This window comes from Pseudazoarcus pumilus, from assembly GCF_002872475.1.
Classification (GTDB): Bacteria; Pseudomonadota; Gammaproteobacteria; order Burkholderiales; family Rhodocyclaceae; genus Pseudazoarcus; species Pseudazoarcus pumilus.
The window spans coordinates 1870643-1889677 of record NZ_CP025682.1; the positions used below are offsets into that span (position 1 = coordinate 1870643).

The window sequence follows — 19035 nt, forward strand, 5'->3', positions numbered from 1 at the left end:
CGCCCGCATCGCTTACAATCGGCGCCTTAGCGCAGCGGAGTTCCCATGTTCTCGCCCCCCGAACCGATCTACACGGTCTCCGGCATTCGCGCGATCGAAGAGCGCGCCAAGCCGCAGGCTGACCCAACGCTGATGGAGCGTGCCGGTCGTGTCGCCGCCGAGGAGGCCGTGCGTCTGACCATGGACCGGCCCGGCACCGTGCTGATCGCCTGCGGGCCGGGCAACAACGGCGGCGACGGCTTCGTCATGGCGCGGCGCCTGCTGCAGGCGCGCCGCCCGGTCGTCGTGGCCTTCGCCGGCAAGACCGAGCGCCTGCCAGCCGACGCACGTGCCGCCCTCGAGGCCTGGCACGAGGCCGGTGGCGAGACCCTGTCCGAACTGCCCGACCCGCCGGCCGAAGGCTGGGCGCTGGTGGTCGACGCGCTCTTCGGCATCGGCCTGCAGCGCCCGCTCGAGGCACCCTACACGAACTGGATCGACACGCTCAACGCCCTGCCCGGCCCGCGTCTGGCCATCGACATCCCGAGTGGGCTCGATGCCAACACCGGCCGTTCCCTGGGCCGCGCCTTTCGCGCCACGCATACGCTCAGTTTCATCGCGCTCAAGCCCGGGCTGCTCACGCTCGACGGACCCGACCACGCCGGCGCGGTCACGGTGCGCACGCTCGATGTCGACCCCGAGGCCCTGCTCCCGGCCGAAGGCCAGCGGCTGCGACCGTCGATGTTCCGCGAGCATCTCGTACCGCGCCCGTTCAACACCCACAAGGGCAGCTTCGGCGACGCCGGCATCATCGGCGGCGCCAACGGCATGAACGGCGCCGCCCTGCTCGCCGGACGCGCGGCCCTCAAACTGGGCGCCGGACGCATCTTCGTCGGCATGATGGATCGCGATGCGCCGGCCGTGGACCTGATGCAGCCCGAACTGATGCTGCGCGCGCCGGCCGTGGTGCTCGACGCCGCCGGAGTACTCGCGCTCGGCCCCGGACTGGGCCTGGCCGACGAGGCACGCCGCATGATGGAGCGCGCCCTGCCGCTCGACATTCCGCTGATCCTCGACGCCGACGCGCTCAACCTGATCGCCGAGGACCACCGCCTCGAGCAGATCTGCGCGGGCCGTCGCGCAGCGACCATCCTCACACCCCATCCGGCCGAGGCCGGGCGCCTGCTCGGCAGCGACGCGGCCAGCGTACAGGCCGACCGCCTCGGCGCGGCCGCCGGGCTGGCACGCCGCTTCAACGCGCTGATCGCGCTCAAGGGCTGCGGCACGGTCGTCGCAGCGCCCGACGAGCGCTGGTGGATCAACTGCACCGGCCATCCCGGCATGGCCACGGCCGGCATGGGCGACGTGCTCACCGGACTGGTGACCGCGCTGATCGCCCAACACTGGCCGCTGGAATCCGCGCTGATCGCCGCGGTGCATCTGCATGGGGCGGCCGCCGACCGCCTCGCGCGCGAGGGCGTGGGCCCCATCGGCCTGACCTCGGGCGAAGTCATCGACGCCGCGCGTGCGGTCTTCAACGCCTGGATCGTGCAGGCTGCGACGCCGCTGCCGGAGTCCGCATGAAGCCGCCCCGTAACGGACTGATAGAATCGGCCCATGCCCCATCCGGACCGTCCATGATTTCCAATCAGCCTCTGTGCATCGAGATCCAGCGCAACGTCGCCACCGCGCTGGCCGAGGACGTCGGCGGCGGCGACCTCACCGCCTGCCTGATCGCCGCCGACACCGACGCGCGCGGGCGCGTGATCACGCGTGAGCCAGCCGTGCTGTGCGGTGCGGCCTGGTTCGACGCGACCTTCGCCGCCCTCGACCCGACCGCGACCGTGCTGTGGCATGTGCGCGACGGCGACGCGCTCGAGCCCGGTCAGACCCTGTGCGACATCGTCGCCGGCGCGCGCGTGCTGCTCACCGCCGAGCGCACGGCACTGAACTTCGTGCAATTGCTCTCGGCCACGGCGACCACCACGCGACGCTACGTCGAGGCCGTCGCCGGCACGCGCGCGAAAATCGTCGACACCCGCAAGACCCTGCCCGGCCTGCGCCTGGCGCAGAAGTATGCCGTGGCCACCGGCGGCGGCTACAACCACCGCATCGGCCTGTACGACGGCATCCTCATCAAGGAAAACCACATCCTCGCCGCCGGCGGCATCCGGGCGGCGCTCGAACGCGCGCGCCGGATCGCCCCTTCGGACGTCTTCATCGAAGTCGAAGTGGAGAACCTGAGTCAGCTCGAGGAAGCCTTGCAGGCCGGCGCGCCGATGATCCTGCTCGACAACATGGACGCGGAGACCATGCGCAATGCCGTGGCGCTGACCGGCGAGCGCGCCGAACTCGAAGCCTCGGGCGGGGTCAGCCTGGAGCGAGTTCGCGAGATCGCGGAGACCGGCGTACACCGCATCTCGGTCGGCGCACTGACCAAGGATGTGCGCGCCATCGACCTGTCGCTGCGCCACGTGGAAGAATAGATCGGGACGGCCATCGCGAATCCCGACCATCAACGCAATGCAAAACGGCCACCCCTGGGTGGCCGTTTTGCATTGACGCGCGTTCACATCAGCCGATGTGCCGGACGATGAATTCCTTCACCGCATCGACGTCGGGGGCCATCACCTCGACGTGCTGCGGCAGATCCTCGATGCCGTCGAAGTCCGCGGGGCGGTCCGGCTCTCGGCCGAGCGCCTCGCGGATGGTCTCGGCGAACTTCACCGGCTGCGCGGTCTCCAGCACCACCACCGGCATGTCGCCCGGCATGTTTTCGCACGCCACCTTGACGCCATCGGCCGTGTGGGTGTCGATCATCACGCCGTAGTCAGCCCACACCTTGCGGATGGTGGCGAGCCGGTCGGCGTGCGAGCTGCTGCCGGAGACGAAACCGAATTCGGGCACGCGTGCGAAGTAAGGCGTGTCGTTCAGGTCGAAGGCGCCTCCGGCGTCGACCTTGCGCCACAGGTCAGCCACCACCCGCGGGTCGCGTCCGACCAGATCGAACACGAAGCGTTCGAAGTTCGAGGCCTTGGAGATGTCCATCGAGGGGCTCGACGTGACCTGCGTCTCGGCCGAGCGGCGCGGACGATACACGCCCGTGCGGAAGAATTCGTCGAGCACGTCGTTTTCGTTGGTCGCGAGAATCAGCCGGCCGATGGGCAGGCCCATCTGACGCGCGATGTGGCCGGCGCAGATGTTGCCGAAGTTGCCCGAGGGCACGCAGAAGGCGATCTCTTCGTCGTTGCTCTTCGTCGCGGCGAAATAGCCCTTGAAGTAGTACACGATCTGCGCCGCCACGCGCGCCCAGTTGATCGAATTGACCGCGCCGATGCGATGTTTCGCCTTGAACGCGGCGTCGTTCGATACCGCCTTCACGATGTCCTGGGCGTCGTCGAACATGCCCTCGACGGCGATGTTGAAGATGTTGGCTTCATCCAGCGAATACATCTGCGCGCGCTGGAAGGCGCTCATGCGTCCGTGCGGCGAGAGCATGAACACGCGCACGCGGTGCTTGCCGCGCATCGCGTACTCGGCCGCCGAGCCGGTGTCGCCCGAGGTCGCGCCGAGGATGTTGATCTGTTCTCCGCGCTTGTCGAGCACGTACTCGAACAGATTGCCGAGCAACTGCATCGCCATGTCCTTGAAGGCCAGCGTCGGTCCGTTGGACAGTTCCAGCAGGGCCAGGCGGCCGGGCTCGAGCCAGGTCAGCGGCGTGATCTCGCGCGCATCCTCGCCGCCGCGCACATGGCGATAGACCTGCGGCGTATAGGTCTTGGCGCAGATCGCGCGCAGATCGTCGGCCGGGATGTCGGTGATGAACTTCGACAGCACCGCGAAGGCCAGTTCGGCATAGGACAGTACGCGCCATGCATCGAGCTCGGCACGCGTGACCTGCGGATAGCTCTCGGGCAGGTACAGGCCGCCGTCCGGGGCAAGGCCGCCGAGCAGGATGTCGCAGAATTCGTGATCAGCGGGCTGGCCGCGCGTGGACAGGTATTTCACTCGGGAATCCTCGGGTTCGGACAAACGACGACAGCCGGTGATTATCCCGCCCGCGCCCGGCGCTGTCCAATCGCTCAGTCCGATGACGCGCCCTGCCCCGGACGCATGCCGCACTGCTGCAGCAGCATCTGCCAGGCCTCGACGTGGCGCGCCACGGCCGCGTCGAAACCGGCCCACACGCTGTCGGCGGCGGTGTCGCCCAACGCCTGCTCGGCGTAGGCCACCACCGCAGGCGATCGCGACGTCTCGCCAATGTCGGCCAGCCCCGCCAGCGGCTCGACGAGTTCTCTGCGCACGCGCGCCAGATCGGCCAGATAGGGCTGCACATGGCCGATGAACACCGTCATGAACATGCCGCGCATGTTCTCGGCCGCGCGCGGACGGTGTTGCGGACCCGCACATACCGGCCGCTCGCCCAGGCGCGCCTCGACGATGCGCGAGGCATCCTCGAGGCGCGTCGTGGCGAGCAAGGCCGCGCGCACCGCCTGACCGACGAGCGCGCGCGAGTGCCAGCGCTGGTACATCGCATCGAGTGCGGCGACGTCCAGGTCCGTGCGCCCCTCGTGAATGGCGTCGACGACCGAGCCCAGCGCGGCCAGGTCAGACGCCATCGTGCCAGCCATGTCCCGATCGTGGCCGACCGCCAGCGACCCGCGCGAACGCGTCAGCAGGTGCTCGATCTCCTCGCTGCCCCAGATCGCGTTCCACGCCACGTCGGGCAAGGCTGCGCGCTTGATCGCGACCACCTCGGCCAGTCGTGCACGCAGGCGCTCGCTGCCGATCTCGTCCGCGCACTCCTCGGCCGCGCGCACGAACCGCAGTTCGTAGTCGAGCAGCGACCCCGGATGCATGACCTTGCCCATGATGGAGTTACGCTCTCCGATCACATGCTGCAGCTCGCAACCGTACAGGCTGAGGAAGTCGAGCATGCCCACATCCAGCGAAGGCAGCGCGCGCACGCGCTCGCGCCGACGCGGCAGTGCGGGAGCCGTGGGCACCGGCGAGGCGACCGCATCTTCGTCGAGGACGCGTGCGGTGCGTTCGACGTATTCGTCGAACAGGCTCTCGGGCGAGGCGAACGGATCGCAGCCGGCCAGCAATACACCGAACAAGACCAGCGCAGCAGGGAAGATTGCACGACGAGACATGGCGACCGGCCAATTGCCGACAGGGAGGCTTCAACCGCATTGACCGCGGCACGCTGCCCGGCGTTCGTGGCGGGTGCACGCATTATCTGCCGGATCGGCTGCCCGACAAGTGGCCCGCCGACGCAGCGCAGAAAGGCTGCGCAGCCCTTGGCGTGCCTTCGAACGCTGCAGCCGGCCCGGCTTCGGACTACGCCCTCTGCATCGCTCCCGATTCGCGCAACATCGTGTCGCTATCGCGCCAGAAACGCCGGATCAGCGGTTTGGCACTGATCCCGTGAAGCACGATGGACAAGGTCACCACCACCAGAGTCAGGTGGATGAGCTGCAGCGACATTTCCTGCGGCAAGCCCTGGTTGATGGCATACATCAGGTAGTACATCGAACCGATGCCGCGCACGCCGAACCATCCCACCATCAGACGCATGCGCATCGGCGTGCGCGTCAGCCCCAGGCCCGCGAGCACGCTCAGCGGTCGCACCACGAAGAAGACGAACAGCGCCAGTCCCACCGCCGCCCAGCTCCACGAGTCCATGAACAACATGCCTCCCAGCAGCAGCACCAGCGCGACTTCCGACAGGCGCTCGAGGTGTTCCTTGTAGACCAGCGCCCCGATCCCCACTTGCGGCGGCTCGACTGCGCCGGCCTCGTCACCGTCCTGGCTCGCAAGAGGCACCAGGCCGGCCAGCCGCAACTCGGTCTGGCGCAGCGCGACCGCGGCGAAGAACACCGCCAGAAAGCCCCCGGCACCGACGAGCGTGCTCAAACCGAAGATCACGCCGATCATGCCCAGCCCGAGAAAATCGTCCGACCCGCTCCAGTCGGGGCGCGCCTGACGCAGACGCGATGCCGCCCAGCCAACCCCGATGCCACCGATCACGCCGATGAGGATGCCGCCGATACTCGCCCACAAGACGTCGAGGAGCACCCAGCGCACCCCGGCGTCGCCCAGTTCGTGCAGCCCCAGCAGGCCGAGACCGAGCATGGCGAACGGGAAGGCCGTGCCATCGTTCATCCCCGCCTCGCAGGTGAGGTTGAAGCGCAGGCGGTCGTGATCGCCGGGCTGGCGCACCTGGATGTCGCTCGCCAGCACCGGGTCGGTGGGCGCCAGAATCGCCCCGAGCAGCACCGCCAGACCCAGCGGCATCGCCAACAGGTAGTAGCCGAAGGCGGCGATCAGCGCCACCGTCAGCGCCATCGACAGGAAGGCGAGCAGAAAAGGGGTGCGCCAGCGGCGCCAGCTCACCGGCGCGGGCATCTTGATGCCGGCCGAGAACAGCGCGACGAGCACCGCCACCTCGGTCAGCACTTCCAGCAACTGGGACTGCTTGAAGGGATTGAAGTGAAACACGCCGAACAGGCTGGGGCCGAGGATCAGACCCACGGTCAGATACACGATCGCCGGCGTAAACGGCACTGTGCGCATGAAAGGCGCGAGCAAACCCATCACCAGCAGCATGCCACCCAGCAGAAGAAACCAGCCTGCGATACCGATACTCATGAAGCCATCCCGAAAGAGGTGAAACGGCCGCGGCGACCTCCCGAAGACGCGGGGCGATCACATGCGGGCGACGCCGCGCATCCTCCCATGCCGTGCACGCGAGTCCGGTATCAACGTGTGAAAACTCGTTGCGGTAGCGACATCGCATGAGTTTCAGCACGCATGTCGTGGTCTGATGCGTCGCCGCGACGCCTCCCGGCGCATGCAGCGCGCGCAGGCGTAAACGCGCGAGGCCGCGACGATGGTCGCGGCCTCGCGTCTGGAACGAACGGCGTGATCTACTGCAGGCTTTCCATGCGCAGCTTGGTAATGTCGCCGCGCACCACGTCGAGCGCCTCGATCTGGCGCAGCGCGGCGTTGGCGTTGCGCTCCAGGGTGCGGTGGGTGAGCATGATGATGTCGGTACGCGATTCGCCTTCCTCGGCCTGGCGCTGGATCATCGCCTCGATCGAGATGTTGCTGTCGGCGAGGATGCGCGTGATCTCGGCGAGCACGCCAGGCTTGTCGTCGACGCGCAGGCGCAGGTAGTAGGAGGTGACCACGTCCTCGATCGGCAGCACCTTGACGTCGAGCACCTGATCCGACTGGAAGGCCAGGTGGGGCACACGGTGCTCCGGATCAGCGGTGTGCAGTCGCGTGACATCGACCAGGTCGGCGATCACCGCGCTGGCGGTCGGCTCGGCGCCGGCGCCCGGGCCGTAATACATGGTCGGGCCGACCGCGTCACCGTGCACGAGGATGGCGTTCATCGGCCCCTCGACGTTGGCGAGCAGGCGATCCTTGGGAATCAGCGTCGGATGCACGCGCAGTTCCACCCCTTCCGGGCGGCGACGTGCGATGCCCAGCAGCTTGATGCGGTAGCCGAGCTGGCCCGCGTAGGCGATGTCGATGCTCTGCAGGTTGGAAATGCCTTCGACGTGGGCGGCGCCGAACTGCATCGGAATGCCGAAGGCGATGGCGCTCATGATGGTCGCCTTGTGCGCGGCATCCACCCCCTCGATGTCGAAGGTCGGATCGGCCTCGGCGTAGCCGAGCATCTGCGCCTCGAGCAACACGTCGGCGAAGGCCAGACCCTTGTCGCGCATCTCCGACAGGATGAAGTTGGTCGTGCCGTTGATGATGCCGGCGAACCATTCGATGCGGTTGGCCGAGAGGCCCTCGCGCAGCGCCTTGATGATCGGAATGCCGCCGGCCACGGCCGCCTCGAAGGCCACCATCACGCCCTTGCGTCGCGCCGCCTCGAAGATCTCGTTGCCGTGCATCGCGAGCAAGGCCTTGTTGGCCGTGACCACGTGCTTGCCGTTGGCGATCGCACCGAGCATGAGCTCGCGCGCCACGCCGTAGCCGCCAATGAGTTCGACGACGATGTCCACGTCCGGGTCGGCGATCACCGCGAAGGCGTCGTCGGTGATGCGCACGCTGTCGCCCGCCACGCTGCGGGCGTGCTCGACGTTCTTGTCGGCGATGACGCTGATGCGGATCGGCCGGCCGGCGCGCCGCGTGATCTCTTCCTCGTTGCGGCGCAGCACCTCGAAAGTGCCACCGCCGACGGTGCCGATACCGAGAAGGCCTACGTTGATTGGTTTCATGTTCGCATTCGGAAAAGGTTGGCTGTCGACGCGGCTGCTCAGGCAGCGTGGCGTCGGCGATACTGGTCGAGAAAGCGTGCGATGCGCCCGATGGCGTCGTGCAAATCATCCTCGTGCGGCAGGAACACCAGCCGGAAGTGGTCCGGCGTGGGCCAGTTGAAGCCCGTGCCCTGCACCAACAGCACGCGTTCTTCCTCGAGCAGTTCGAAGATGAACTGCTGGTCGTCCTCGATCGGATACATCTTGGGGTCGAGCCGTGGGAACAGGTACAGCGCCGCGGCCGGCTTGACGCAGGATACGCCGGGGATCGCCGTGAGCAGATCATAGGCGAGATCGCGCTGACGCGTCAGCCGCCCGTCCGGCGCGATCAGCTCCTCGATGCTCTGATAGCCGCCCAGCGCGGTCTGGATGGCCCACTGACCGGGCACGTTCGAGCACAGGCGCATCGAGGCGAGAATCGTCAGGCCCTCGATGTAGTCCTGGGCGTGACGCTTCTCGCCCGAGACCACCATCCAGCCCGCACGATAGCCGCAGGCGCGGTAGTTCTTCGACAGTCCGTTGAAGGTCACGAACAGCACGTCGTCGGCCAGAGAGGCGATCGAGGTGTGGGTCGCGCCGTCGTACAGCGTCTTGTCGTAGATCTCGTCGGCGAACACCACGAGCTGATGCTCGCGCGCGATGTCCACGAGTTCGCGCAGCACCGCGTCCGGGTACAGCGCGCCGGTCGGGTTGTTGGGGTTGATGACGACGATGGCGCGCGTGTTCGGCGTGATCTTGGCGCGGATGTCGTCCATGTCCGGGTACCAGTGCGCCTGCTCGTCGCACAGGTAGTGCTGCGGCTTGCCGCCAGCCAGACTCACGGCCGCGGTCCACAGCGGATAGTCGGGCGCCGGAACGAGGACCTCGTCACCGTTGTTGAGCAGCGCCTGCATCGACATCACGATCAGTTCGGACGCGCCGTTGCCGATGTAGATGTCCTCGATGCCAACCCCGGCGATGCGCTTTTGCTGCGTGTAGTGCATCACCGCCTTGCGCGCCGAGAAGAGCCCCTTGGACTCCGAATAGCCGGAGGCTTCGCGCAGATTGTGGATGACGTCGACGACGATCTCCTCGGGTGCCTCGAAACCGAAAGGCGCGAGGTTGCCGATGTTGAGCTTGATGATGCGGTGGCCCTCGTCTTCCATCTGCTTGGCGCGGGCGAGCACCGGCCCGCGGATGTCGTAGCAGACATCGGCGAGCTTGGACGACTTGCGGATGCGCGGAATCGCCGGTGCGTCGTCCGCATCGGCCACTGCAGGCGAAACCGGCGCGAGCGTGAGTTTGCTGGTCACAGTCATCTGGCCCGTCCTCGGGAGAGTTGTCGCCACCCGGCCACATCGACGAGCGGTCGAGCGAGCCGGGAAAAAGGTTTCCATGGTACCGAACGCGCTGCATTGCGGCAATTTCGCGGCGCAAACGCGCGCTCGAGAACCGCGACTACCAGAACACCCACAACAGCACGACGCCGAGCACCAAACGATAGATCACGTAGGGCAGCATCCCGGTGCGCGCCAGCAGTGCAATGAACACCCGGATGCAGGCGTAGGCCGACACGCCCGCGACGAGCGCGCCGAGTGCCAGCCCCATCCAGTCTACGGGCGCCTCGGAGGCGAGCAGATCGCGCCCCACGAGCACGTTCGAGGCGAGCAGGGTCGGGATCGACAACAGGAAGGAAAAGCGCGCGGCAGCCTCGCGCGTGAGGCCCAGCATCAGGCCGGCGGTGATCGTGATGCCCGAGCGCGAAGTACCGGGAATCAGCGCCAGCGCCTGCGCAAAGCCCACGATCAGGGCCTCGCGCCAGCCGATCGAGAACTCGTCGCGGCAGCGTGCGCCGCGTGCGTCGGCCCACCACAACACCAGACCGAAGACGATGGCGGTGAGCGCGATGACGATGGGCCCGCGCAGTTCGGTCTCGATGAAGGATTTTCCGATCAAGCCGAAGAACACCACCGGCAAGGTGCCCAGCACCACCGCCCAGGCTAGCCGGGAATCCGCATCCCGGCGCCCGCGCAGCGAGCCCAGGCCGGCGACCGCCATGCGCACCAGTTCGTGACGGAAATACACCACGACCGCAGCGAGCGTTCCCAGATGCACGGCCACGTCGAAGGCCAGGCCCTGGTCGGGCCAGCCGGTGAGCACCGGCACCAGGATCAGGTGAGCGGAACTGGAGATCGGCAGGAATTCGGTGACGCCCTGCACGAGCGCCAGCACCAGGGTCTGCAGGATGTCCACGGGACGAGGGCCTGACGGGCAGCGAAGGCGGGCATGATAGCCGATTGCATCGCACGCCCGCGCGGCGGCGGTGATTGTCAATCGCAGCGAATGTCCGCTACGCTGGCACAACGATCCAGACACGAGGCCATGCGATGACCGATACCAGCCCGATTGCGGCCCCCGACTTTTCCCTGCCCGCCACCGGAGGCCACACCGTGACCCTGTCCGAACTCAAGGGCAGCAAGGTCGTGCTGTACTTCTACCCCAAGGACAACACCCCCGGCTGCACCAACGAGAGCGCCGACTTCCGCGATCTGCATGCAGACTTCGTCAAGGCCGGCTGCACCGTCTTCGGCATCTCGCGCGACGGCATGAAGTCGCACGAACGCTTCAAGGAGAAGCTGGGCCTGCCCTTCGAACTGATCAGCGACGCGGACGAAATCGCCTGCGGCGCCTTCGACGTGATCCGCCTCAAGAACATGTACGGCAAGCAGGTGCGTGGCATCGAGCGCTCCACCTTCCTGATCGACGCCGAGGGCAACATCGCGCAGGCGTGGCGCGGCGTGAAGGTGCCCGGCCATGCGCAGGCGGTGCTCGCCCTGGCCCAGACCCTCTGACCCTCCCTTAGATACTGGGCTTCGCCCGAGAGAACCCGAGAATGACCCGACGCGCCAACCGCAAGTCCGCCAACGGCGGGAGCAAGCTCTTCGTCCTCGACACCAACGTGCTGATGCACGACCCGACCAGCCTGTTCCGCTTCGAGGAGCACGACATCTACGTGCCCATGATGACCCTCGAGGAACTCGATTCGAACAAGAAGGGCATGTCGGAGGTCGCGCGCAACGCGCGCCAGGCCAGCCGCACGATGGACGAGATCGTCTCGTCGAGCGAGGACGGCATCCGCGACGGCATCGATCTCGACGGTCCTTCGCATGGCCAGGCCAGCGGCAAGCTGTTCCTGCAGGCCGACGCGATCAACTTCCAGTTGCCCGAAGCGCTGCCCACGGTCAAGGGCGACAACCAGATCCTCGCCGTAGTGATGCACCTGGCCGAAACGCACCCGGACCGGCCGGTGATCCTGGTGTCGAAAGACATCAACATGCGCATCAAGGCGCGCGCGCTGGGCATCGAGGCACAGGACTACTTCAACGACAAGGTGCTCGAAGACAGCGACCTGCTGTATTCCGGAGCGCGCGAACTGCCCGCCGACTTCTGGGACACGCACGCCAAGGGCATGGAATCGTGGAAGGAGGAAGGCCATACGCGCTACCGCCTGAGCGGCCCGCTCGCGGCCGACCTGCTGCTCAACGAATTCCTCTGGCAGGACGGCGACAGCCCGCTGCAGGTCTGGGTGCGCGAAAAGCAGGCCAAGAGCGTGCTCATCGAGACGCTGACCGACTACAGCCACAGCAAGAACAGCGTGTGGGGCATCACCGCGCGCAACCGCGAACAGAATTTCGCCCTCAACCTGCTGCTCGACCCGGAGATCGACTTCGTCACGCTGCTCGGCCAGGCCGGCACCGGCAAGACCCTGCTCACGCTCGCCGCCGCGCTCACCCAGGTGCTCGACACCAAGCGCTTCTCCGAGATCATCATGACCCGCGTGACGGTGCCGGTCGGCGAGGACATCGGCTTCCTGCCCGGCACCGAGGAAGAGAAGATGGCGCCGTGGATGGGCGCGCTGGAAGACAACCTCGACGTGCTCAACGGCACCACCGGCGAGGGCGGCGAGTGGGGCCGTGCGGCCACGCGCGACCTGATCCGCAGCCGCATCAAGATCAAGAGCCTGAACTTCATGCGCGGGCGCACCTTCATCAACAAGTTCCTGATCATCGACGAGGCGCAGAACCTCACGCCCAAGCAGATGAAGACGCTGATCACGCGCGCCGGCCCCGGCACCAAGGTGGTGTGTCTGGGCAACATCGCGCAGATCGACACGCCGTATCTCACCGAAGGCAGTTCCGGCCTGACCTTCGTCGTCGACCGCTTCAAGGGCTGGGCACACTCGGGCCACATCACCTTGCAGCGCGGCGAGCGCTCGCGCCTGGCCGATCACGCGGCCGAGGTCTTGTAGCCGCACACACCCGGGAGGACGCAGTGGAAGAGACCGCCCCGCAACTGCTGGTCAGCGCCAATCTCGACTTCCTGCGTCGCTTCGCGCCGTTCGACGCCATGCAGGCGGACGCGCTGACCTTCCTGTCCGAACGCATCGAACTGGCGCACTACCCGGCCGGCGCCGAGATTCTGACCCCCGGCATGGGCGTGCCGCGTTTTTTCCACATCATCGAGCGCGGCAGCGTGCAGGCACGCCAGGAAGGCACCGCGCCCGGCGAGGCCGAGATCGCGCTGGGTCCCGGCGAGTGTTTCCCGATCGGCGCGATCGCGGCCGACCGCGCGAGCACCAATACCTACACCGCGATCGAGGACAGCTACGTCTATGCGCTGCCCGCACGCGACTTTCTCGCGCTGATGCGCATGAGCCCGGAATTCCACCTGTTCTGCACGCGTCACATCGCCAGTCTGCTCGGCCAGTCGCGCGCGCAGCTGCAGGCGAGTTTCGGCCAGCGCGCCTCCGAGCAGCGCACCATGACCACACCCCTGGCGCAACTGCTCGCCCATGAGTTGGTCAGTGTCGCGCCCGATACCCCCACACGCGACGTACTGCAGCGCATGAACGACGAACGCGTGGGCTGCATGGTCGTCGTCGGGCCGCAACGCGAACCGCTCGGCATTCTCACGCAAAGCGACGTGATCCCGCGCATCGTGCTCGCCGGGGCCGACCTCGCGGCACCGGTGGACACGGTGATGACGCCCGATCCGAAGACCGCTTCCAGCAGCGCCAGCGCCTACGACGCGGCGTTGACCATGGCCACCCACGGCATCCAGCACCTGGTCGTGACCGACAGCCGCGGACACGCGCAGGGCGTGGTGTCCGAGCGTGACCTGTTCTCGCTGCAACGCACCAGCCTGCGCCAGATCCGCGCCAGCATCGACGGCGCACGCGAGATCGACACCCTGGAGCGCGCCGCGCGCGACATCCGCCAGCTCGCGCTCAACCTCGTCGCCCAGGGCGTCGCCGCCGAACAGCTCACGCAGTTCATCTCGGCGCTCAACGACGCACTCACGCGCCGCATCATCGAACTCGGGCTGGAGCGCCACGGTCTCGAAGATCTCGACTATGCCTGGCTCGCCTTCGGTTCCGAAGGCCGCCACGAGCAGACGCTGTCGACCGACCAGGACAACGGCCTGATCTTCGCCACACCGCAGCGTGAAGCCCCGGATGCGCTGCGCAAACGCCTGCTGGCCTTCGCCCGCGACGTCAACGAACAGCTCGCGCGCTGCGGCTTTCCGCTGTGCACCGGCAACATCATGGCCAGCAACCCGGAGCTGTGCCTGACGCTGGACGAATGGAAGCAGCGCTTCGCCAAATGGATTCGCGAACCGCAGCCGCAGGCCCTGCTCAACGCGTCGATCTTCTTCGATTTCCGCGTGCTCGCCGGCCAGGCGGCGTGGGGCGAGGAGCTGCGCGACTGGCTCGACGCCACGGCGAGAAAGAACCTGACCTTTCTGCGTTTGATGGCCGAGAACGCGCTCAAGGCCACGCCACCACTGGGGCGCTTTCGCGATTTCACGCTCGCGTCCGACGGCACCATCGACCTGAAAAAATCGGGGGCGCGCATCTTCGTCGACGCCGCGCGCATCCTCGCGCTGCGCTGCGGCGTACGCGCCAGCAGCACCGCCGAGCGCCTGCGTCAGGCCGGCGCGCAGATCGGCATGCGCGCCGAGGAGATTGCCGCGATGCTCGATGGCTTCCACTTCATCCAGTTGCTGCGCCTGCGCTCGCAGCACCTCGAAACCGAACACGATGCACCCGGCGACAATTGCGTGCGCCCCGACCAGCTCAACGAACTCGATCGTCGCATCCTCAAGGAAGCGTTCCGTCAGGCGCGCAAGCTGCAGTTGCGGCTCAAGCTCGACTACCAGCTATGAACTGGCTCTCCCGACTGCTGCAGCTGCGGCGCCGACCTTCCCCGGCCGATGCCGCGCAGCGCGCGATCGACCTCGACCTGCCCCACGCCGAAACGCGCTATGTGGTGCTCAACACCCGAGCGAGCGAACTCAATGCCGACGACGCCCGCCTGCAGTCGATCGCCGCAATCGCGGTCGAAGACGGGCGCATCGGCGCGACCGCAAGCTTCATGTGCGCGATCGACGACGAACCTGCAAATGGATTGGCCAAACTGGTCGAGTTCACCGCGGGCGGACCCGTCGTGATCTTCAACGCCGAACTCAACCGCAGACTCATCGAGCGCGCTCTCGACGAGCATCTCGACCTGCGCCCCGATTGGCTCTGGCTGGATCTTTACTGGCTGTTGCCTGCGCTCTTCGGCGAGGTCTACGTCAGACCGACCCGGCTGGCACGCTGGATGGACGCCCTCGACATCGGCACCTTCCAGCGTTTTCACGCACTCGGCGATGCCTGGGTACTGGCCAAACTGCTGCTCTCCGTACACTCGCGGGCTCGCGCCGAGGGCCGCCTCACGGCCCACGCGCTCGCCGATCTCGAAGCTTCGCTGCGCGAAGTCGCGATGCGCTGAAGTCCCGCGAACCTTCGCGTCTCAGTGTGCGCGCCGCCCGCAGCCGTCATCGCCACACCCACCACAGCGTGCCTGCGCAATGCTGCGCCCCAGGGCCTGTTCCAGCGCACACACCGAGCGCCGGCAGCACACCAGGCGCACACCTTCCCGACTGGCCATCTCGCGAAAGCGCTTCATCACGTTGTGGCCCAGGAAGTCGGTAAACAGGATCACGATCTCGACCCCCGAAGGCAGAGGGGAACTGCGACGCTGATGCGAGCTGTCGCGACCGCTGACGTGCTGGGCGATACGGATGCCGAAGCGGTCGAGCACGGTGGGAATATTGCCAAGACGATCGGCGCCGACGAGAAGCGCGTTCATATTCATGCCTCATGGTTGCGAATGATTCGCACTAACATTATCGCGATACGCGTAAAGTTGCAATTGCGAATTCCTCTCGTTACTATTCGCAGACCTTCAATCACTCACAAAAGGCCGAACGACATGAAAAAACGCACCCTCCTCGTTCCTCTGCTTGCCGCGCTAGGCATCTCGGCCGCCCCTGCGATGGGCGCCGATCAGGAACTGAACATCTATTCCGCGCGCCACTACCAGACCGACGAACAGCTCTATGACGAGTTCACGCGCCAGACCGGGATCAAGGTCAATCGCATCGAAGCCAAGGAAGCCGAGCTGATCGAGCGCATCAAGAACGAAGGCGAGAACAGCCCCGCCGACATCTTCATCACCGTCGACGCCTCCCGCCTGGGCAACGCCGACAGCATGGGCCTGTTCGATCCGTTCCAGTCCGACGTGATCGACGAGCGCGTGCCTGCGCACTTTCGCACCGACACCTGGGTGGCCTTCTCCACCCGTGCCCGCGTGATCATCTACAACCCCGATCTGGTCAAGGCCGAGGACGTGCAGACCTACGAGTCGCTCGCCGACCCGAAACTCAAGGGCAAGGTGTGCACGCGTACCGGCGCCCACCCGTACAACCTGTCGCTGGGCGCAGCGCTGATCCATCACCACGGCGCCGAGAAGACCGAGGAATGGGCTGAGGGCATCGTCGCCAACTTCGCGCGCTCCCCGCGCGGTGGCGACACCGATCAGATCCGCGCCGTCGCGGCGGGCGAATGCGGCGTGGCGATCGCCAACAGCTACTACTTCGCGCGTCTGATGAACTCCGACCGAGAGCAGGACAAGCAGGTGGTCGAGTCGGTCAAGTTCGTGTGGCCCAACCAGGACAGCTGGGGCACGCACGTCAACGTCTCCGGCGCCGGCGTGCTCAAGCACGCGCCGAACAAGGAGGCCGCCAAGAAGTTCCTCGAGTACCTGACTTCGGATGCCGCCCAGCGCTACTTCGCCAACGGCAACAACGAGTGGCCGACCGTGCCCAGCGTGAAGATCGAGAACCACGCGCTCGACACGCTCGGCAGCTTCAAGGCCGACGACATGCCGGTCGCCGAGCTCGCGAAGAACGTGCCCGAAGCGCAGAAGATCTTCGACCGCGCCGGCTATCGCTGATCCGGTCGCCAGCAAGCAAAACGCCAGCCCGAAGGCTGGCGTTTTTCATTTGCGCGCACTTCAGTCGTCGCTGGCCGCGGCGTTGTCGACCACACGCCGCGATGCTTCGGCGAGCATCGCGGCACGTGAGTCCGGCGTTTCCAGGCTGATCCGACCCAGCGCTCCGGCACGAAAATCATTGAGCAGGATCTGCGCGGCCTTCTCCAAGTCCATGCCGCCGCCCTTCACCAGGCAGCCACGGCGCCGGCCGACCTCCTCCACCACACCCCAGGCATCAGTCTTTGCCGGGTCGAGCTTGTAGCGATTGGCCAGCGCCTGCGGATAGCGCGAGAGCAGCACGCCGGCGAGAAACTCCGCGACTTCCTCGTCGATCACCGCATTTCGGCCGATGGCGTGGCAGGCGGCGAGCATGAATCCGTCGGAGTCGTGGTCGATCTTGGGCCACATCATGCCCGGCGTGTCGGTGAGCGTCATGTGGCTGCCGAAATCGAGCGTCTGCTGCGACTTGGTGACCGCCGGCTCGTCACCGACCTTGGCCACCTTGCGCTTGAGCAGTGCGTTCATCAGCGTCGACTTGCCGACGTTGGGAATGCCCATGATCATGATGCGCAACAGCCGCGTGCCGTCGCTGCGATGCGGCGCGAGGCGCTGGCACATCGCCGGCACGCGCGCCACGTCGCCCGGATTCTTGCACGAGAGCGCCACCGCGGTGACGCCTTCCTGCGCGTTGAAGTAGGCCAGCCAGGCCTTGGTCGCCGCGGGATCGGCCAGATCGGCCTTGTTGAGGATCTTCAGACAGGGGCGCTGACGAAAGCGGCGCAGCTCGCCAATCATCGGGTTGCAGCTCGCCTCGGGAATGCGCGCATCGACGACCTCGATGACCAGGTCGGTGCGCGCCATCGTTTCTGAGGCATTTCGGCGCGCCGAGGTCATGTGACCGGGGAACCACTGGATCGGCATCGGAAGCTGCTCTTGCGGGAAAGCCGCGATTATCGCCGATCGCGCGGCACGACGCGAACCGCCCGCGTAAAATGCGCGCATGAACACACCCAACCCCGACGCGGTCATCACCGCGATGCGCCACTGGCTGGAACAGGCCGTGATCGGCCTGAACCTGTGCCCCTTCGCCAAGTCCGTGGTTGCCGCCGAGCGCGTCCGCTTCGTCGTCAGCGACGCGCGCCATGTCGACGCCTTCCTGCAACAACTCGACGAGGAGCTGGATTTCCTCGCCACCGCCGATCCGCAGGCAGTGGACACGACGCTGCTGATTCACCCCACGATGTTCGACGACTTCGAGACCTTCAACGACATCGTCGGCATCGCCGAGGAAGCGGTCGAGGAACACGATCTGGAAGGCGTGCTACAGGTCGCGAGCTTTCACCCGCAGTTTCGCTTCGCCGATACAGAAGCCGACGACATCAGCAACTACACCAACCGCGCGCCCTACCCCACGCTGCATCTGCTGCGCGAGGCCAGCATCGAAGGTGCGCTGGCGCATTTCCCGGATGACCCCGACGTCATCTTCGAGCGCAACATCGAGACCATGGAAAAGCTTGGAAAGACCGGGTGGGATGCGCTAGGCATCGGCCCCGCGAAAGAAGAATGAACCGCAAACAGAAACCGTCCGCAAGGACTGAACTTCCGCCCGAAGTCCGGCCCGGCCAGTCCGTCGAACTGCTGCAGCAGCTGCACATCCTGACCCGCGACGCCAAGCTCAACCAGGACTCGCGGCGCAAGCTCAAGCAGGTCTATCACCTCTACCGCTTCATCGAGCCGCTGATGAACGAGGTGTTCGAGGCGCGCGGCGACCTGTCGCTGGTCGACCACGGCGCGGGCAAGTCGTATCTGGGCTTCATTCTCTATGACCTGTTCCTGAAGTCGCGCGAAGCCGGCCATGTCTACGGCATCGAGAGCCGCCCCGAACTGGTCGCCAGTTCGCGCGAACTCGCCGCGAGGCTGGGCTTCGGCCGCATGTCGTTTCTCGATCTCACCGTCGAGCAATCCATCGCCTCGACCGAACTTCCCGCGCAGGTCGACATCGTCACGGCGCTGCACGCCTGCAACACCGCCACGGATGATGCCATCCGCTTCGCGCTGGCGAAGAAGGCGCGCTTCATCGTGCTGGTGCCGTGCTGTCAGGCCGAGGTCGCGAGCGTAATGCGTCAGCACAAGAACGAGAGCTTCGGGCGCACGCCGCTGTCCGAGATCTGGCGCCATCCCATCCACACGCGCGAGTTCGGCAGCCAGATCACCAACGTGCTGCGCTGTCTGCTGCTCGAAGCGCACGGCTATTCGCTGTCTGTCACCGAGCTGGTGGGCTGGGAGCACTCGATGAAGAACGAACTGATCGTCGCGCGCGCCACCAGCCGCCCGCGCGGCAACGCGCGCGAGCGCGCCGAGGCCATCCTCGACGAGCTGAATCTCGCCGACCTGCACGAGCGCTTCATCTACTGAGA

Annotated in this window: 17 protein-coding genes; 9 read left to right on the plus strand and 8 right to left on the minus strand. The window is 66.5% G+C overall.

Translation table 11 applies throughout. From position 1 onward, the window contains the following. Window positions 1-45 precede the first annotated feature (45 nt). Together C0099_RS08995 and nadC are read left to right on the plus strand one after the other, a co-directional pair. Window positions 46-1563, plus strand: a complete 1518-nt coding sequence (locus C0099_RS08995) for an NAD(P)H-hydrate dehydratase (protein ID WP_102247128.1) — start codon at window positions 46-48, stop codon at window positions 1561-1563. A 53-nt stretch (window positions 1564-1616) separates the two neighbouring features. Next, the gene (gene nadC / locus C0099_RS09000) at window positions 1617-2465 is read left to right on the plus strand and encodes a carboxylating nicotinate-nucleotide diphosphorylase (protein WP_102247129.1); all 849 of its coding nucleotides are present in this window, start codon (window positions 1617-1619) and stop codon (window positions 2463-2465) included. Window positions 2466-2553: 88 nt separating this feature from the next. Here the strand turns inward: nadC and thrC are convergent, their stop codons facing one another. From thrC to C0099_RS09030, 6 genes are all read right to left on the minus strand, one after another. Then, on the minus strand, window positions 2554-3987 hold the full coding sequence (gene thrC / locus C0099_RS09005; RefSeq protein WP_102247130.1) for a threonine synthase: 1434 nt from the start codon (window positions 3985-3987) through the stop codon (window positions 2554-2556). A 74-nt stretch (window positions 3988-4061) separates the two neighbouring features. Beyond that, window positions 4062-5135: a DUF3080 domain-containing protein gene (locus C0099_RS09010; RefSeq protein WP_102247131.1), complete on the minus strand. Its 1074-nt coding sequence runs from the start codon at window positions 5133-5135 to the stop codon at window positions 4062-4064. 187 nt (window positions 5136-5322) lie between these two features. Further along, on the minus strand, window positions 5323-6633 hold the full coding sequence (locus C0099_RS09015; RefSeq protein WP_102247132.1) for a cation:proton antiporter: 1311 nt from the start codon (window positions 6631-6633) through the stop codon (window positions 5323-5325). A 278-nt stretch (window positions 6634-6911) separates the two neighbouring features. Beyond that, entirely contained in the window at window positions 6912-8222 is a 1311-nt protein-coding gene (locus C0099_RS09020; RefSeq protein WP_102247133.1) for a homoserine dehydrogenase, read from the minus strand. A gap of 38 nt (window positions 8223-8260) precedes the next feature. After that, window positions 8261-9559: a pyridoxal phosphate-dependent aminotransferase gene (locus C0099_RS09025; RefSeq protein WP_102247134.1), complete on the minus strand. Its 1299-nt coding sequence runs from the start codon at window positions 9557-9559 to the stop codon at window positions 8261-8263. A 139-nt stretch (window positions 9560-9698) separates the two neighbouring features. Further along, window positions 9699-10493 carry an undecaprenyl-diphosphate phosphatase gene (locus C0099_RS09030; RefSeq protein WP_102247135.1) on the minus strand — a complete coding sequence of 265 codons (795 nt, stop codon included), beginning with the start codon at window positions 10491-10493 and terminating at the stop codon, window positions 9699-9701. 134 nt (window positions 10494-10627) lie between these two features. On the opposite strand from C0099_RS09030, the gene C0099_RS09035 reads away from it, so the two are divergent. The 4 genes from C0099_RS09035 to C0099_RS09050 are packed head-to-tail and all read left to right on the plus strand — an operon-like array spanning window position 10628 to window position 15073. Further along, window positions 10628-11092 (plus strand): peroxiredoxin, encoded by a 465-nt coding sequence (locus tag C0099_RS09035; RefSeq protein ID WP_102247136.1) that lies wholly within the window; start codon window positions 10628-10630, stop codon window positions 11090-11092. A 41-nt stretch (window positions 11093-11133) separates the two neighbouring features. Then, window positions 11134-12549: a PhoH family protein gene (locus C0099_RS09040; protein ID WP_102247137.1), complete on the plus strand. Its 1416-nt coding sequence runs from the start codon at window positions 11134-11136 to the stop codon at window positions 12547-12549. A gap of 23 nt (window positions 12550-12572) precedes the next feature. Further along, a complete protein-coding gene (locus tag C0099_RS09045) occupies window positions 12573-14465 on the plus strand; it encodes a DUF294 nucleotidyltransferase-like domain-containing protein (protein WP_173768951.1) in 1893 nt (630 codons plus the stop codon). Then, window positions 14462-15073 carry a 3'-5' exonuclease family protein gene (locus C0099_RS09050; protein ID WP_102247138.1) on the plus strand — a complete coding sequence of 204 codons (612 nt, stop codon included), beginning with the start codon at window positions 14462-14464 and terminating at the stop codon, window positions 15071-15073. The genes C0099_RS09045 and C0099_RS09050 overlap by 4 nt, the downstream gene beginning before the upstream one ends. Window positions 15074-15094: 21 nt before the next feature. On the opposite strand, the gene C0099_RS09055 is transcribed toward C0099_RS09050, so the two are convergent. Continuing rightward, window positions 15095-15433, minus strand: coding sequence for a DUF2325 domain-containing protein (locus C0099_RS09055; RefSeq protein WP_102247139.1), 339 nt, complete (start codon window positions 15431-15433; stop codon window positions 15095-15097). A 123-nt stretch (window positions 15434-15556) separates the two neighbouring features. Here C0099_RS09055 and C0099_RS09060 point away from each other — a divergent pair, with 123 nt between their 5' ends. Further along, complete coding sequence (locus C0099_RS09060) at window positions 15557-16579, plus strand: Fe(3+) ABC transporter substrate-binding protein (RefSeq protein ID WP_102247140.1); 1023 nt, start codon at window positions 15557-15559, stop codon at window positions 16577-16579. A 60-nt stretch (window positions 16580-16639) separates the two neighbouring features. Here the strand turns inward: C0099_RS09060 and ylqF are convergent, their stop codons facing one another. Beyond that, on the minus strand, window positions 16640-17539 hold the full coding sequence (ylqF, locus tag C0099_RS09065; RefSeq protein ID WP_102248447.1) for a ribosome biogenesis GTPase YlqF: 900 nt from the start codon (window positions 17537-17539) through the stop codon (window positions 16640-16642). A 79-nt stretch (window positions 17540-17618) separates the two neighbouring features. On the opposite strand from ylqF, the gene C0099_RS09070 reads away from it, so the two are divergent. Together C0099_RS09070 and C0099_RS09075 are read left to right on the plus strand one after the other, a co-directional pair. After that, on the plus strand, window positions 17619-18185 hold the full coding sequence (locus C0099_RS09070; protein WP_102247141.1) for a DUF1415 domain-containing protein: 567 nt from the start codon (window positions 17619-17621) through the stop codon (window positions 18183-18185). Continuing rightward, window positions 18182-19033: a class I SAM-dependent methyltransferase gene (locus C0099_RS09075; RefSeq protein WP_102247142.1), complete on the plus strand. Its 852-nt coding sequence runs from the start codon at window positions 18182-18184 to the stop codon at window positions 19031-19033. The genes C0099_RS09070 and C0099_RS09075 overlap by 4 nt, the downstream gene beginning before the upstream one ends. The last annotated feature ends 2 nt before the right edge of the window (window positions 19034-19035 follow it).